Annotated in this window: 15 protein-coding genes; 7 read left to right on the forward strand and 8 right to left on the reverse strand. The window is 38.6% G+C overall.

The features are described 5' to 3' along the window. Positions 1-88 precede the first annotated feature (88 nt). From LZZ90_RS05815 to LZZ90_RS05840, 6 genes are all read left to right on the forward strand, one after another. On the forward strand, positions 89-1690 hold the full coding sequence (locus LZZ90_RS05815) for an OstA-like protein (RefSeq protein ID WP_237790122.1): 1602 nt from the start codon (positions 89-91) through the stop codon (positions 1688-1690). A 73-nt stretch (positions 1691-1763) separates the two neighbouring features. Continuing rightward, on the forward strand, positions 1764-2969 hold the full coding sequence (locus LZZ90_RS05820; RefSeq protein WP_237789752.1) for an aspartate aminotransferase family protein: 1206 nt from the start codon (positions 1764-1766) through the stop codon (positions 2967-2969). An 89-nt stretch (positions 2970-3058) separates the two neighbouring features. Then, positions 3059-4462: a tetratricopeptide repeat protein gene (locus LZZ90_RS05825; RefSeq protein ID WP_237789753.1), complete on the forward strand. Its 1404-nt coding sequence runs from the start codon at positions 3059-3061 to the stop codon at positions 4460-4462. A 68-nt stretch (positions 4463-4530) separates the two neighbouring features. Beyond that, positions 4531-5280 (forward strand): shikimate dehydrogenase, encoded by a 750-nt coding sequence (locus tag LZZ90_RS05830; RefSeq protein WP_237789754.1) that lies wholly within the window; start codon positions 4531-4533, stop codon positions 5278-5280. 270 nt (positions 5281-5550) lie between these two features. Next, entirely contained in the window at positions 5551-7434 is a 1884-nt protein-coding gene (locus tag LZZ90_RS05835) for a DUF349 domain-containing protein (RefSeq protein WP_237789755.1), read from the forward strand. 65 nt (positions 7435-7499) lie between these two features. Beyond that, the gene (locus LZZ90_RS05840) at positions 7500-8006 is read left to right on the forward strand and encodes an OsmC family protein (RefSeq protein ID WP_237789756.1); all 507 of its coding nucleotides are present in this window, start codon (positions 7500-7502) and stop codon (positions 8004-8006) included. Between the two features lie 3 nt (positions 8007-8009). On the opposite strand, the gene LZZ90_RS05845 is transcribed toward LZZ90_RS05840, so the two are convergent. The 5 genes from LZZ90_RS05845 to def all read right to left on the reverse strand — a co-directional run bounded on the left by LZZ90_RS05845 (position 8010) and on the right by def (position 11416). Next, on the reverse strand, positions 8010-9146 hold the full coding sequence (locus LZZ90_RS05845) for a hypothetical protein (RefSeq protein WP_237789757.1): 1137 nt from the start codon (positions 9144-9146) through the stop codon (positions 8010-8012). 10 nt (positions 9147-9156) lie between these two features. Continuing rightward, a complete protein-coding gene (locus LZZ90_RS05850) occupies positions 9157-9474 on the reverse strand; it encodes an antibiotic biosynthesis monooxygenase (protein ID WP_237789758.1) in 318 nt (105 codons plus the stop codon). Between the two features lie 27 nt (positions 9475-9501). Further along, positions 9502-10275: a nucleoside triphosphate pyrophosphohydrolase gene (gene mazG / locus LZZ90_RS05855; protein WP_237789759.1), complete on the reverse strand. Its 774-nt coding sequence runs from the start codon at positions 10273-10275 to the stop codon at positions 9502-9504. 74 nt (positions 10276-10349) lie between these two features. Then, on the reverse strand, positions 10350-10772 hold the full coding sequence (locus LZZ90_RS05860) for a DUF5606 domain-containing protein (RefSeq protein WP_237789760.1): 423 nt from the start codon (positions 10770-10772) through the stop codon (positions 10350-10352). Positions 10773-10828: 56 nt separating this feature from the next. Next, the gene (gene def, locus LZZ90_RS05865) at positions 10829-11416 is read right to left on the reverse strand and encodes a peptide deformylase (protein ID WP_237789761.1); all 588 of its coding nucleotides are present in this window, start codon (positions 11414-11416) and stop codon (positions 10829-10831) included. A gap of 152 nt (positions 11417-11568) precedes the next feature. Between def and LZZ90_RS05870 the strand changes: the two genes are divergently transcribed. Beyond that, complete coding sequence (locus tag LZZ90_RS05870) at positions 11569-13782, forward strand: FUSC family membrane protein (RefSeq protein WP_237789762.1); 2214 nt, start codon at positions 11569-11571, stop codon at positions 13780-13782. 51 nt (positions 13783-13833) lie between these two features. Here the strand turns inward: LZZ90_RS05870 and LZZ90_RS05875 are convergent, their stop codons facing one another. The 3 genes from LZZ90_RS05875 to LZZ90_RS05885 all read right to left on the reverse strand — a co-directional run bounded on the left by LZZ90_RS05875 (position 13834) and on the right by LZZ90_RS05885 (position 16654). Continuing rightward, positions 13834-15342, reverse strand: coding sequence for a malate:quinone oxidoreductase (locus LZZ90_RS05875; RefSeq protein ID WP_237789763.1), 1509 nt, complete (start codon positions 15340-15342; stop codon positions 13834-13836). 107 nt (positions 15343-15449) lie between these two features. After that, positions 15450-15866, reverse strand: coding sequence for a Holliday junction resolvase RuvX (gene ruvX / locus LZZ90_RS05880; protein WP_237789764.1), 417 nt, complete (start codon positions 15864-15866; stop codon positions 15450-15452). A 20-nt stretch (positions 15867-15886) separates the two neighbouring features. Beyond that, positions 15887-16654 carry a class I SAM-dependent methyltransferase gene (locus LZZ90_RS05885; RefSeq protein ID WP_237789765.1) on the reverse strand — a complete coding sequence of 256 codons (768 nt, stop codon included), beginning with the start codon at positions 16652-16654 and terminating at the stop codon, positions 15887-15889. Between the last annotated feature and the right edge of the window lie 507 nt (positions 16655-17161).

Below are 17161 nucleotides of genomic sequence, written 5' to 3' on the forward strand. Positions count from 1 at the left end.
AGATTTTACTTAAATTTGGGCAAAATTACAAACATTGAAGAATCGTATCCTATTTATATTTTGCACACTTTTCATTGGCTTGTCTTTAATGGCGCAGGAAAAGAAAGTTATTAAAATTCTCCATTCAGATTTCATCGATATGAACCAGACTGAGATTCCGGGAGCCATCCTTTTTACCGGAAATGTACAGGTTGAACATGATGGGGTTTTAATCAACTGCAATAAAGCATACCATTTTAAAGACGAAAACTACGTAAAAGCCTTTGGAAATGTCCGTTTAAATCAAGGCGATTCCATAACGCTTTCCAGCAAATATGCTGAATACAATGGAAATCAGCAATTTGCTTTTGCAACGGGCGATGTAGTTTTACGTTCTCCGGAATCAACCTTAACCACAGACACCATTAATTTTGACCGAAGCATTCAACAGGTATATTACAATACGTACGGAACTATCATCAACAAAGAAAATACGCTTCGAAGCAAATCGGGACGCTATTTTGTAAACCAGAAAAAATACCAGTTCAAAACTGCAGTAACGGTAACCAATCCAGACTCTACCATTAAAACCAATCATTTGGATTATTATGAAGAATCGGGTCACGCTTATGTTTTCGGACCTTCAACCATTAATAACAAAGGCAATCTAATTTATACAGAAAACGGATTTTACGACACCAAAAACCAAACCTCCAATCTCTCCAAAAACTCCACAATTACCTATCAAAACCGGAAAATTAAAGGGGAAAAAATATATTACGACGGCAAACGGAACTTTTCATCAGCCACAAATAATGTAAAAATAACGGATACCATAAACCGGATGGTGGTTACCGGACATTACGCCGAAATGCACCGCGCAAAGGACTCCATGTTCATCACCAAAAAAGCTTTGATCGCCAGCTTTGTTGAAAACGACTCCGTTTACATTCATGCTGAAAAACTACTGGTAACCGGTAAACAAGGGGAACGCATCGTGCGAGGGTTCAAAAACGCGAGAATTTTCAAATCGGATATGAGCGGGAAATGCGATTCAATCCATTCCGATCAAAAAAGAGGGCTTACCCAATTAATCGGAAGGCCAGTATTATGGAGTCAGAAAAGCCAGCTAACCGGTGACATCATGCACCTTATCGGCAACAATAAAACCGAAAAACTAGACTCTCTTAAAGTGATGGGCAATGCGTTTATTATCCAGAAAGATACTATCGGAAACGGTTACAATCAGGTTAAAGGATTAAACCTGTATGGGAAATTCCGCGATAATAAATTATATGAAGTAGATATGGATAAAAATGCCGAAATGATCTATTACATGTACGACGACAAAAATGAATTGGTAGGAATAGACAAAGGCGTTTGCAGTTCAATACATTTGGAATTGGAAAAGAATCAGATTCAAACCGTAACCAAGTTTGTAAATCCGGAAGGTCAGATTTACCCGGAGACTGAATTTCCTGAGAACGCCCGAAAATTAAGAGGTTTTATCTGGCGCGGTGACGAAGAAATAAAACGTTTAGAAGATATTTTCTCAGCCGAGGAATTAGCCTTAGACCAGAAAGCCCAAATTCAAAGTAAGAAAAATGAAAAAGAAGCCGAAAAGCCAATGGAAGTAAAAAAAGAAACCTTGGAATACGGTAAACCTAAGAAGGAAACCAAGCCCTCTTCTGTTAAAAAGAAGAAAAAATAAAGAGCGTCAACAGTTTTCTATTTACTCAATAGATTAGCAAGATTTAGAACGAATCTTCAGAATACCTATAATTATGCTTAAAGATTTCTACAAATATCAGGCACAAACTTCCCCTTACCCACTAGGAATGGAAGTTTCCCATGCCAAAGGCTCCTATATATACGACACCAACGGAAAGGCCTATCTGGATTTTGTTGCCGGCGTTTCCGCCTGTACCCTTGGTCATCAGCATCCACGAGTTCGTGAAGCGATTGTAAATCAATTGGATAAATACGCCCACGTGATGGTTTACGGAGAATACGCCCAAGACCCAGCTGTGGAATTGTGCAAACTTCTAGCGGAAAACACACCAGCTCCTTTAGACAAAGTGTATTTGGTAAATTCCGGAACTGAAGCAACAGAGGGCGCTTTAAAATTAGCCCGACGAGTAACTGGGCGCAGTCAACTGATTTCTTGCTATAACGCTTACCACGGAAACACCATGGGCTCAATGAGTGTTATGGGCTTTGAAGAAAGAAAACAGATTTTCAGACCTTTAATTCCCGATGTAGATTTCATCACTTTTAACAATGAAGAGGATTTACTGAAAATAACCGAAAAAACGGCGGGAATTATTCTAGAAACCATTCAAGGCGGTGCCGGATTTATTCAACCGCATAATGATTTCCTTAAAAAAGTAAGAAAGCGTTGTGATGAAGTTGGAGCACTTATGATCTTAGATGAAATTCAGCCTGGTTTTGGTCGCACCGGAAAGTTATTCGGATTCCAAAATTACGATATGGTTCCCGATGTAGTGGTAATGGGTAAAGGAATGGGAGGCGGAATGCCTGTAGGCGCATTTATGGCTAAATCGGAATATATGGATTTACTCAGCCACGATCCTAAATTAGGGCATATTACTACTTTCGGAGGTCATCCAGTGATTGCAGCGGCTTGCTTGGCTACTTTAAAAGAGTTATTGGAAACGGATTTAATGCCTCAAGCTTTAGAAAAGGAAAAATTGTTCAGGAAATTATTGGTTCATCCTTTAATTAAAGAAATTCGCGGAGAAGGCTTAATGCTTGCCGCTATGACAGAAAGTCCTGAAATCACCAATAAAGTCATCTTTAAATGTCAGGATAAAGGCCTGATCTTGTTTTGGTTGTTGTTTGAAGGCTGTGCTATCCGCATCACCCCGCCCCTAACGCTTTCAATGGAGGAAATCCAAGAAGGTTGTGGCATCATTCTTGAAGCTATGAATGAAGTGATGGCCGAAGAAGCTATGCAGCAAGATTGTTAATAATATTGTTTACAACCTACACACGTTCATCATAAAAAGGCTGCAAAGTCTTAGTAATTTTAATAAGGATAATTTTAAACAACAGGAGTATGTATTTGAGTAACGAGGAAGAGGAAAACAGTTTATCCTTATCAAAGTTCGAATCAATGTTGAAAACCAACAAGGTATTCTTCTTTGACTCCGAAGAGTTTGAAGACATCATTCTTCACTATCTTGACACGGGGAGAATAAACTTAGCCAAAAAGGCTTTAAAATTAGGTTTAGAACAACATCCCAAATCTACCGGTTTGAAGTTGGTTCAAGTGGAACTTTTAGTATTTGAAGACAAGCTCGACATTGCCGAAAAACTATGCAACGAGTTATTTGCCATCGAACCGACCAATGAAGAAGTTTACATTCAAAAAGCAAACATTCACTCCAAAAGAGACGAGCACGAAAAAGCAGTAGAAATGCTGAAAATCGCTCTTCGCTATACCGACGATTATGCCGATGTATATAATTTAATTGGTATGGAATATCTTTTCATGGACGAATTAGAGCTTGCAAAAGAGAATTTCATCAAATGTCTGGATGAAGATATTGAAGATCATTCTGCACTTTATAATGTAGTTTATTGTTTCGATTTTCTAGATCAGAACAATGAAGCAATTTTATTTTTAAACAGCTTTATCGACAGAAATCCTTACAGTGAAGTAGCTTGGCATCAGTTAGGTCGTCAGCATTACACTTTAAAAGATTATGATTTAGCGGTTCGTGCATTTGATTATGCAACTCTAATCGACGAAAACTTTTTAGGTGCTTATCTTGAAAAAGCAAAAGCACTGGAAAAACTAAAAAAATATCAGGAAGCCATTGACTGCTATACCATTACCATGGAGTTGGACGATGCAACTTCCTTCGCTTTGTTGCGCGTTGGAAAATGCCATGAAAAACTAGGTAATACAGAATTAGCGTTACAGTTTTATCAGAAAACGGTTCATGAAGACCCTTTATTAGACAAAGCCTGGATTGCCATAACAGATTTTTACATTCGTCAGAAGAATTTCCAGAAAGCGTTGTATTATGCTAATAAAGCCATTAGTATCGACAACGAAAACAAATTGTACTGGAAGCGTTATGCAACAATTAACCGAGCGCTAAATTTCTATGAAGAAGCAGAGTACGGTTACCGAAAAGCAGTTGAATATGGTGATTATGAATTGGATACTTGGCTTTTTTGGATCGATACTTTACAATTTTTAGGCGAATTTGAAAGTGCAGTACAAACCCTTTTACAAGCTTCGGAATTTTTCCCTGAAGAATTTGAGGTTGAATACCGTTTGGCGGGTTTGTATTTCATGCTTCAAGACGAAACAAAAGGTAAGTTCCACTTGGCAAACGGTTTACGTTTAAATTTTGCAAACCACACGTTATTAGAAGAATTATTTCCGGTAATCTGGAGCAGAAAAACAGTTCAAAATCAGATTGCCAAACATAAAAAAACAGACGATTAGTAAATCAAATACCACATTTTACTAGTATCTTTATGGTCAGCTGTTGAATTAGCTGACCATAATTTTTTATGAAAAAACTCAAGAAAAAAAAATTCGGTTTATTGGGAAAGAATATTAGCTATTCGTTTTCCAAAGGGTACTTTACAGAGAAATTCGAGAAAATCAATTTCACGCATTACTCCTATAAGAATTTTGATGTGGAATCCATTGAGCAATTTCCTAAAATTATTGCCGATACCAAAAATCTTAAAGGAATGAACGTAACCATTCCATATAAAGAAACTGTTATCCCCTATTTAACCAAATTATCCAAAAACGCAAAAACCATTGGAGCGGTCAACACCGTTAAAATATCAAAAAACGGAACCCTTAAAGGCTATAACACCGATTTTCACGGATTCAAAAAATCTTTGAAACCATTATTAAAAAAACACCACCAAAAAGCGTTGATTTTAGGCACAGGCGGAGCTAGTAAAGCTGTGGCATTTGCCTTCAGAAAACTGGGAATTGAATTTGATTTTGTTTCCCGTAACCCTTCTGAATATGAATTGTCATACAAGGAATTAAATGCGGAACTGTTTTCAGAATACCAAATAATTGTAAATACCACTCCGGTTGGTACTTTTCCAAACATTGATCAATGCCCGGAACTGGATTATTCCTTATTTACCGAAAAACACATCGCTTACGACCTGATTTACAACCCTCAAGAAACCAAATTTTTACAATTGGCAAAAGAAAACGGAGCAACAATTAAAAACGGGCACGACATGCTTGTTTTTCAGGCAGAAAAAGCTTGGGAAATCTGGAACCGCTAATTTTCAATTTAGTAAAAAATTACTTATAATACTGATTTTCAGAAAAGTAACCACTTTAGCCCCGATAGTAGTGTAAATCCTCACGTTTTAGTGAGGATTGCAATGGATAGCGGGAACATGGAAACCAAAAATTCACTACCCATTCGCTCCTAATCGATTTAATTTACTTTTAAACAGAAATCGTCTTTTATTTAACCGCTTTTCTTTTGAATTTTCGGCTTGCTTTAGTATCTTTCGGCTCAATTTTGTTAAACTTAAGCATTTATTTCAATGTTAGAAGAAAAGAATGATAACCTGCCAGTGGCAGACGGACAGGAAATTACAAACGAGGAAACTGTTCAAAACGAAAATCTAGAGGCAATCGCAGCCATAGAGAGTTCTAATGCAGAGGAAAGTGAAGACGAAAGCATTAGCGAAGCTCACGACATTCCTATGCTGAATTATGAAGCGATGTCGATGGACGAATTAACCGTAGAACTGAACAAACTGGTTTCCAATGAAAAGATGATGGCCATCCGCAACCACGTGGAGGAAATCCGTAAGGAATTTATGGCAAAATACCATCACTTTATCGATGAAAAGCGTGACGAATACAGTCATGAGAACAATGGCGACACTTCCGGTTTCGATTACCATTTTCCGCTTAAAAACAAATTCGATTCGATTTACAACAACTATAAAGAACAAAAAAATCAACACTTCAAGCAAGTACAGAACAACCTGAAACACAATTTAGACGTTCGTCTTGCCATTATTGAAGAACTAAAAAACCTAATCGATAATTCTGGAGACAGCATTCAGGAAACCCTGAAAACCGTTAACGAATTACGTGACCGATGGAAAAACGCAGGGCCAATTCCGCGCGACAAATACAACCACGTTTGGAATAATTTCCATTTTCATATTGAGCGTTTTTACGATCATTTACACTTGGATCGTGAAGCCCGCGATTTAGACTTCAAACACAATCTGGAGCAGAAACAACGTATTATTGTCCGTGTAGAAGAATTGGTAAACGAAGAAGATGTTTCCAAAGCCTTCCGCGAATTGCAATCGTTGCATAAAATCTGGAAAGAAGAAATCGGGCCGGTTTCCCGTGAACACCGTGAAGAATTATGGAACCGTTTTAGTGAATTGACTCGTCAACTACACGATAAGCGCGAAGCATTATTTGCCAAAGCAAGAGAAATTGAAGAGGTAAATTTAGCCAAGAAAAAGGAAATCATCGATCAAATTAATGCCATCGCTAAAGAAGAAGTTGCTTCTCATAACGTTTGGCAAAGCCAGATAGAGCGAATCGAAGCGTTACGTGCAGCTTTTATGCAGGCCGGAAAAGTTCCGATGGAAGTAAACGAAGAAACCTGGAGTTCTTTTAAAGATGCCGTTCGCAATTTCAACGCACAGAAAAACGCGTTCTACAAAGACATCAAAAAAGACCAACAAGATAACCTGAACAAAAAACTGGCTTTGGTGGAAAAAGCAAAATCACTGCAAGAAAGCGATGATTTTAATGCTACCACACCAGTCATGAAACAAATTCAGGAGGAATGGAAAAAAATAGGTCATGTGCCGAGAAAATATTCTGATGCGGTTTGGAAGGATTTCAAAGAAGCCTGCAACCACTATTTCGATCGTATGCACGCTAAAAGAAATGAATCCAGTGCAGAAGAAACCGAAGCTTTTGACCAGAAAAAAGAGTATCTGGAATCGCTAAAAGATTTCCAACTTACCGGCGAACACAAAACGGATTTAGACGCTATTAAAAAACACATCGAAACCTGGAAAGGTTTAGGTAAAGTGGCGCACAACCGTCGTCATATCGAAGGAAAATTCAATAAAATTCTTGATGCATTATTCGATAAATTAAGTCTTTCGAAAAAAGATGCGGAAATGGCCAAATTCAACAACCGCTTAGGTCAATTAGCCGAAGGAGATGAACGCCAGCTTCAAAACGAACAGATTTTCATCATGCGTAAAATTGATGAAGTACAAAACGACATCTTCCAATTGGAAAACAACATTCAGTTCATTTCCAACGCAAAAGCAGACAATCCTTTGGTAAAAGAAGTAAACAAAAGCATTGAACGTCAAAAAGAAGAACTAAAAACCTGGAAAGAGAAGCTTAAACAGATTAGAAGCTTGAAACAGGAATAAAAATAAAGCAAAAGCCGTAATTTTAATCAAATTACGGCTTTTTTTATCCTTTAAATTTAGGCATCATGACCGGTGAAGAATTAAAAAAAATACAAACTCCGTTAAAGGAAAAATACGCCAACGATGGGGCTTCCGCATTAATAACCTTAAAAGCAAAAGGTCGTATTGGAGAAAACGTTTCCTGTAAAATAGAAACCGGATTACAAATTTCGGAAGCAGGACTCCATCCTGCAACAGGCGGAACCGGTTTACAATTATGCTCCGGAGATATGCTTTTAGAAGCCCTTATAGCCTGTACCGGTGTAACCCTAAGCGCCGTGGCAACTTCCTTAGGAATCCTATTAGAAGACTGCATTATCAAAGCAGAAGGTGATTTGGATTTCCGAGGAACTCTGGGCATTTCAAAAGAAGTTCCGGTTGGCTTCAAACAAATACGGTTAACCTTTGAAATCAAATCAAACGAAACCGAAGAAAAGATCCAGACACTACTGAAGCTAACAGAACGCTATTGTGTTGTTTATCAAACCCTGATTAATTCAACTCAGGTGAAAGCAAAAATCATTAATTTATAAACGTTACTTTCTCTTATAATCAAAAATAGCAGGGAATTTTCTTGTACTGATTGTTGGTTCTGAAACTATTTTCTTTGCATACTTTGGCGTAATCTGCTTGTCCATATACGTTTCATTTTTGTATTTTTTGTGCTCCACAATTGCAGAAACCTTCACGTTTACGTCTATCGGTTGTACATAATTATCGTTCTTGAGCATGATAAAGTACTTCCCTTGGAGTAAATTATTTTCCGTAAAACGTTTGTAAGCAGCAATTCCTTTACCTAAATCGAAGGCTTTAATTGGTTTTTCTTCTAAAAACAGTTTCTTGTTCTCTTCATTTACCAAAAAATACTCTACATCTTCCCCGATGGACGGCAAAACCATATTCGTTACAGCTCCAGCGGCAATTCCACCTAAAGGACTTGAAAATATCGTAGTGGCACCTTGCACAGCTCCTACAATCATTTTACGGTTTTGCTGCCAATATTCATTACTTTCTTTCCCTACTCCAACCCAATAAGCCCAAGCAACCACTTTTTTGGTTTCGTTTTCTGAAATTTCATTTTTAGGTAAGGAAAAAAACACGCTGGAAGTACTGGAATCAAAAGTAGTTTTGGCATTAACGCGCTGGGTTTTATCCAAAGCCATTTCTTCGTATTTCTTTTCGTAATAGGCCACTTTTCTTGTCTTTTGAACCAAAAGCGTATCATAACCCACCACCACATCTTTAGTAACCGAATTCCAAACAGTATCCTGTTCCGTTACCCATTTTACAGCAGTATTAAAATTTTGAGTTTCCTTAGTACTGGGGTTTCTACTGATAAAAACCGACAGCTTCAATTCTTCATTAGAAGTGTTTTTTACCTGAAATTTATATACCTGAGTATGTTGAACCTTCAAGCGTTCTTTTTTAACCTTCTTAAAATCAATCTCCTGAAATTTAACTACTTCCGGAAATTCAGTAACCGAAAATTCAGCAATATTTTTATTGTTTTCCTCGATAAAAGAAAACTGGATTTCATCGCCGGAAGCAAATCCAAACAACCATTCTTGTGTTGAATTAGGTTTAACTTTAACCAATTGTTCCGTTACTTTGACGGTTTTTTGAGCAATGATACTGTTTGCAAGCAAAAGAAACAGTAAGGTAATTTTTCTCATTATTGTTCTGTTATTTTGTAAAATCGTAATCGCGCTCCACTTTAGCAATGCGCACTTTGAACGCTTTGTACCAATCGCTTCTGCCGGTTTCTCTGGCAATGGTGTGCTCGGCATTCATTTTCCAGTTTTTAATCGATTCCAAATCTTTCCAATACGAAACGGTTATTCCAATTTCATTACGTGCCGATTCTACTCCTAAAAAACCGGGTTGTTCAGTAGCTAATTCCACCATTCGATCTGCAGTTTGAGCATAACCTTCTTCGATTTCTGTTCTAACCGATGTAAAAATCACTGCGTAATAAGGCGCTTCCGGTGTTTTTGCGATCATATTATAAACTGTTTACTTAACTGAAAATTAAAGTTTTTTTGCTTCTTCCCAAAACACATCCATTTCCGCTAAAGTCATGTCCGACAACGGTTTTCCAAGCTCATTAGCCTTGCTTTCCAGATACATAAAACGCTTCATAAACTTCTTGTTAGTGCGCTCCAAAGCATCTTCAGGATTCACTTTCAAAAACCGTGCGTAATTGATCATCGAGAACAAAACATCGCCAAATTCAGCTTCTATTTTATCTTGATCGGCCGTTTTTACCTCATGTTGCAGTTCCGAAAGCTCTTCCTGAACTTTTTCCCAAACTTGGTGTGGTTCTTCCCAATCGAAACCTACACCTTTCACTTTATCCTGAATACGACTTGCTTTTACCATCGCGGGCAAACTCTTAGGAACACCTTCCAAAACGGATTTCTTACCTTCTTTCAGCTTCAGTTTTTCCCAATTCTGTTTAACCTGTTCTTCGTTTTCAACTACTACATCTCCGTAAATGTGCGGATGGCGGTCGATCAGCTTATCGCTAATCGAATTGGCCACATCGGCTATATCAAAAGCTTTTTTCTCACTTCCGATTTTAGAATAAAAAACGATATGCAAAAGCACATCTCCCAGCTCTTTCTTGATTTCATCCAAATCGTTGTCCAGAATCGCGTCGCCCAATTCATAAACTTCTTCAATGGTTAGATGACGTAAACTTTCAAGGGTTTGCTTTTTGTCCCATGGGCATTTCTCACGTAAATCGTCCATGATGTCAAGCAGTCGGCTAAACGCTTCTAATTGTTGCTGGCGTGTGTTCATAGCATCAGAATTTGTGTAAAAATAAGAAATCCCACCAGAAGGCGGGATTTATATTGTCGTTTCTTTTAAAAGAATTATTCTTCCGTTTTTTCAACTTCAGCAGCAGCCGGAGCTTCTTTGGAAACCATTCCTTTTGCCTGAAGCATGTTGTACCAGTTCAGTACTTTTTTGATATCGGAAGCATATACTCTGTCCTGATCGTAATCCGGTAAAATTTCTCCGAAATAGGCTTCTAATTTAGCGTTATCTTCTTTGTGAGAAATAGCAGGGCCATTGTTTTCTTTTTCAGCGATTTTTCTGAAAACTTCAGACAAACGTACTTCACCACTGTTAGTATAAATGGAAATCTCAGATAACAAACTTACGTTGCTGCGCATTCCAACCGTTATTTTTTTACCATCAATCAAAGACTCGGCTACGAATCCTGTTCTGGTTTGTAATTTCAAATCGTATAATCCCGGTTTACCTGAAATGGCTAATATTCTTTCTATGCTCATTGTGTGTATTATTTTAAAGATAGCAAATATCTAATCTTTACATTGAAAAACAAAAATTATCGACCTTTTTTGGCAGCAAATTTCATTTTATAATCCGGACGGGCTTTCCCTTCCATGATGTTTTGTAATTTCTTGGAGATTAAACGCTTTTTTAATGAAGATATTCTGTCGGTGAACAAAATTCCTTCAATATGATCGTACTCGTGCTGGATTACTCTGGCAATCAAGCCTTCATAAACATCGGTATGCTTGTTGAAATCCTCATCATAGTATTCAATGGTGATTTGCTCATGACGGAACACATCCTCACGCACATCCGGAATACTCAAACAACCTTCATTGAAACCCCATTCCTCGCCTTCTTCTTTCAAGATTTTAGCGTTGATGAAGGTTTTCTTGAATGTTCTTAATTGTTCTTCCTCTTCTTTGGACAAATCATCGCTGTCGCTAAACGGTTCGCAATCCACAATAAAAATACGGATCGCCAAACCAACCTGAGGGGCTGCCAACCCAACTCCATGCGCATTATACATGGTTTCATACATATTGGCAATCACTTCTTTTAAGTTCGGATAATCTTTTGAAACTTCTTCTCCAACTTTGCGAAGTACCGGATCGCCGTATCCTATAATCGGTAAAATCATTTTCTGCTACTTAATTATGCCGCAAAAGTAAGCAAAAAACAAACAAATAGACAGTCTTTCAATGGTTTTGACTTTTTTTAAACATAATATGTGAAATGATTCTTAAATTTATAGTTGCTTTTCTTACATGCACCTACCTTTGCACTGGTCTTATGCTTCAAAGAATAAAAAAATACACCGACAACACAAATTTTGCAAACGCTGTAAAAGCAACGCTTTCGTGTGTGCTTCCTGTTTTCGTATTAGCACAACTGGGACATTTTCAGGAAGGTTTTGTGATTGCCTTAGGTGCACTGCTTACCTTTCCAAGCGATGTACCGGGAAGTTTAAACCACAAAATAAAAGGTATTTTAATTGCCATTTTCCTGATTACAGGCACCAATCTTTTCTTAGGTTTTATTCAGAATTACACCTTTATCGTTTATCCGGCCTTGCTCCTGTTAGTTTTCTTTTTTTCGATGCTTTCCGTTTACGGACACAGGGCTAATATGATTTCGTTTGTTTGCCTGATTTCCGTTACCTTGGTTTTCAGTCATTCCTATACTGGGGTTGAACTTTTAAAGCATTGTGGCTATATTTTATTGGGCGGAATATTTTATCTGTTTGTCTCACTTCTGTTTTACTTTTTACGACCTCATCGTTACATCGATTTGCAACTGGCTGATTGTTTACGACTTACTTCCCGATACTTAAAACTTCGCGGTGATTTGTGGAATACCGATGCCGATCGCTCTAAAATAATTGAAAAGCAACTGGAACTTCAGGTGGAAATCAATGCCATTCATGAAAATATACGTGAGTTTTTGATTCGAAACGCAATCAATTCCAACAATTCCAATCAGAACAGAAGGAAGCTTATTATATTTACCAATTTGGTCGAAATCCTTGAAATCGCGTTGTCTTTTGCTTTCAACCATAACAACCTGCACCAAAAATTCGACAGCCATCCGAAGGTTTTAAAAACCTATCAGAATCTGGCCTACACCATTGCTTCCACTTTAAAAAAACTATCCCAAAGTTTGGAAGCCGATTCGGAATATATCCCCGATAACGTTCTGTTCAATGCGTTGGAGAACCTTGAAAAAGTGATCCAAAAATATCAGGAAGAAGTTGGAAAAGACCAAGCTGCTGAAGGCGTTTTAATGCTCAAAAACATGCAGCATTACGCCCAAAAACAAATTGAAAAGATAAAAGTGATCGAACAGGCTTTGACCGGCTCGATGAATCCCGAAATTTTAAAACGCAAAAACAAGGAAATCGAAAAGTTCCTGACCCCGCAAAATTACCGCATCGGTACACTTTTGGAAAACCTCAGCTTTTCGTCTACAACGTTCAGGCATTCGTTGCGCTTATCGATTACGATTTTAATAGGTTTCATTATTGGTAAAGTGCTGCCATTCCAGAACGGCTATTGGATTTTACTGACCATTGTGGTAATTATGCGACCGGGTTACGGCCTAACTAAACAACGCTCATTCGAAAGGATTTACGGGACGCTTTTAGGTGGTGCGCTTGCCTTTGGTGTTTTGTACTTCGTTCAGAATCATTATGTACTAGGAACTTTGTCTGTAATTGCAATGATTTTGGGTTACGCTTATTCTCAAACAAATTACAAAGTTGGAGCTACCTTTGTAACGATTTATGTGATTTTCATTTACGGAATGATTACCCCCAACGTTCTGGAAGTTATTCAATACCGAGTTCTCGATACCCTTTTTGGAGCTGCCTTGGCGTTCCTTGCCAATTACTTTTTATGGCCTTCCTGGGAATTCCTCAACCTCAACCGCTACCTCGAAAAATCCATCGTAGCTAATAGGAATTATTTAAAAGAGATTACCGTTTATTACAATGAAAAAGGGGAAGTGACCACCGCTTACAAATTGGCACGAAAACAGGCATTTATAGAAATCGGAAACCTGATGGCCTCTTTTCAGCGCATGAAACAGGAACCGAAATCCAAACAGAAAAACATGGCTCAGGTTTACAAATTTGTGGTTCTGAATCACACATTGCTTTCTTCGGCCGCATCCTTGGGTACTTATGTTCAGTCGCACAAAACCACCAAAGCTTCGGAAGCCTTTAATATTGTGGCAAATTCGGTAATCAGAAACCTCAATTTAGTGATTCAATCCCTCAACAGCAAAAGCAATTTTTCTTTAACCGAAGACGAAAAAGAACGCTTAGATTTAAGCTTTACCGAGTTGAAAAACATTCGTGCCAACGAGCTGAAAAACGATGGGATAGACGATGAAGTTTTCCGCCAGAAAATGGAAGAAGCACAACTGGTAATCGACCAACTGATCTGGCTTATCAACTTATCGGAAAACCTGTTGAAAGTTTCCAAAACACTACAAAAAGAAGAATAAAAAAACGCACCAAAATGATGCGTTTCTCTTTCTATTGTACTACTATTTTACTTATACGGTCGCTACATCGCGAAGTTTTAAAATGGTTCCGGTTTTGTATCGGATCTCGTCTGCCAATTGCGGGTTGGCATTTAACGATTGTCCGTATGATGGGATCATTTCTTTTAATTTTGCCTGCCATTCCGGAGTTGCCAATTCGTCTTTATAACAACGACTGATCAAATCCAGCATAATAGAAACTGCGGTGGATGCTCCCGGAGATGCCCCTAAAAGCACTGCTAACGAACCATCGGCACAGTTTACTACTTCTGTTCCGAATTCCAAAACACCTTTACCGTTTTTGTCTTTTTTGATAACCTGAACGCGTTGTCCGGCATTTTCCAAGGTCCAGTCTTCCGGTTTCGCGTCCGGCAGGTATTCTCTTAAGGCTTTCATTCGGTCTTCTGAAGACTGGAAAACCTGCTCAATTAAATATTTGGTAAGCGGAATGTTATTGATTCCTGCAGAAAGCATCGGTTTGATGTTGTCCAATTGAATAGATTTTGCCAAATCGAAGTAGGAACCGTTCTTTAAGAATTTTGTTGAAAATCCCGCATAAGGCCCAAATAATAAGGCTTTTTTACCGTCAATCATACGGGTATCGATGTGCGGAACCGACATTGGTGGTGCGCCCACAGCTGCTTTTCCGTAAACTTTAACTTGATGTTTGGCAATCAATTCTTCGTTAGTACATTTGAGCCATTGACCACTAACCGGGAAACCACCATAACCCTCTCCTTCCGGAATGTTTGCTTTTTCCAACAGCAACAACGAACCTCCACCGGCTCCAATGAAAACGAATTTGGTTTTCACGCGTTTCTTTCCTCCGGTTTCCAAATCTTTTACGCGTACGCGCCATGTACCATCGTCGTATCTGCGAAGTTTTTTTACTTCATGGTTGAAATGCATGGTAACCCCTTCTAAGGTTTCCAAATACTTGAAGATGCTGCGGGTTAATGCTCCAAAATTCACATCTGTCCCGTATTTCATGGTGGTAGCGGCTACTTTTTTAGCTCCTTTTCTTCCTTCCATAATAAGCGGCGCCCATTCTTTGATGGTTTGCGGATCTTCAGAATATTCCATGTCTTTGAACAAATGGAACTGCTGCATCGCATCGTAACGCTTTTTAAGGTATTTGGTATTTTTTTCGCCCCAAACAAAGCTCATGTGCGGCACGTGCTTGATGAAACTTTCCGGATTTTTAAGCAGTCCTTTTTCCACCAAATACGACCAGAACTGACGCGAAACTTCAAAAGCTTCCACAATTTTAACTGCTTTGGTGGTATCGATCGAACCGTCTGCTTTTTCGGGTGTATAGTTTAATTCACAAAACGCCGCATGACCGGTTCCCGCGTTGTTCCAAGCATCAGAGCTTTCGGCGGCAGCCACGTCAAGGCGTTCAAATATTTCGATTTTTAAATTGGGTTGTAGTTCTTTCAGAAGTAATCCTAAAGTAGCACTCATAATTCCGGCGCCAATCAAAACTACATCTGCTTCAGATTTTTGTGTTGTTGTTGTCATTGCAATGGATTTGAATGCACAAATTTACGGCTTCCATTGCAAAAGTTATCTTAATTTTCAAGGCTTTAGTACCTGTAAAATCATTTTTAAGGAATTTGAAGAGAATTTTAAAACATTTTTCTAGATAGATAATCCTGAAGCATTATTGTTGCGGAAATCTCATCAATCAGCGCTTTATTCTGACGTTGTTTCTTTTTCAGCCCGCTGTCAATCATGGTTTGAAACGCCATTTTGGAAGTAAAACGCTCATCCACGCGCTCCAGTTTCATCTCGGGAAAGGCCTGTTTGAATTTTACCACAAAGGCTTCGATTATTGGGGTGCTTTCCGAAGGCTCGCCATTCATTTGTTTGGGTTCGCCAATTAGCACCTTTCCTACTTTTTCCTTTTGAAAATAATCGGTTAAAAAAGCAATTGCGGTTTCGGAAGGGATCGTTGTCAAACCAGAAGCGATAATCTGCATTTCATCGGTAACGGCAATTCCTGTTCGTTTTAACCCGTAGTCTATGGCGAGGATTCTTGACATTTCTTTTATTTTTTACAAAGTTATGATTTTAATCTTCCCACCCTCAAAAACATTGGAAAGGTTACTTTTTTATCACTACGTTCCCACGATTCTCTTAACTCTTCTTTGATCAAATCGACGGGATTTTGGTTGTGCTCTTTGATGTAATTCATCGTAGCCGACCAGGTTTGCAGATAACCAATCAACTGCTCAAACGACCAACTATATTCCCTGGAAAACCTTTTATTGACAAGCTCTTCCAATGGAAATGGTATCGTTTGATAGGCATCGGTTAAATACTGGCGTTCCGGATTCCAATACGTCCCAAGTATATCTTCATACAAGTGGCAAAGGATTTTATCCGAATCAGGGTTAGTAGAAAAAAAACCATAGCCCAAAACGGCAAAAATGCCTTCAGGTTTGAGGATACGGTTTGTTTCTTGGTAAAAAGCCTCAAAATCAAACCAGTGTATCGCTTGTGCTACGGTAATTAAGTCGAATTGTGCGTTCTCAAAATCGGTGGTTTCCGCGGCCATTTTTTTGTAAATCACATTTGGAACCGCTATGGCCTGACTTAATTGTTTTTCACTGATATCGGTCGCGTAAACGGTTTTGAAATACTTGGCCAACTCCACCGCTACCTGACCGTTGCCCGTAGCCACATCAAGCGCAAAATCTCTATTTTTAATTAAAGAAAGTATTTCCTCAAGCATCGGCTCGGGATAATTGGGACGGAATTTGGAATAATCGACCAGCTGAACGGAAAAATAATCTTTCATGATACTGCAATTTGCTACAAGATACGACATTTGAAAAACAATTAAAAGCCACTTTTACTACGTTGTTATCTTCTTTTACCACGTTGAGGGACGGGGTTAAACACGTTTTGAACTGCATTAAACACGTTAGACAACGTGGTTGACCACGTTTGCAACCTCATTTTACACGTTATAGGACGTGGTCAGACACGTTCGAGACTCCTTTTTCCAGGTTAAACAACGTGGTGAAACAGATTCGGAACGTGGCTAAATACGTTATATAACGTGGTAAACCCTATCCTGAACCCCAATTTCCCCGTCAAGTAACGGGGTTATACCCATTTTAAACCCCATTTTCCACGTTAGAAGATAAATGGAATACATTACAAACCAATTCCAAAGATTCCAAAAAAACAAAAAGCCTCTTCCCTTAGCCCCGATGGGAGCGGCACCTTGTAGAGCGGACAGTGGGAAAAGGGATTTCAAAAACGCCCAAGCCTTTAGCTCCAGAAAAGGAAAGAGGAAGAAGGGAGAAGGGAGATGGGAGAAGGAAAGAGG

Source organism: Flavobacterium sp. SM15 (assembly GCF_022012335.1).
GTDB lineage: Bacteria > Bacteroidota > Bacteroidia > Flavobacteriales > Flavobacteriaceae > Flavobacterium.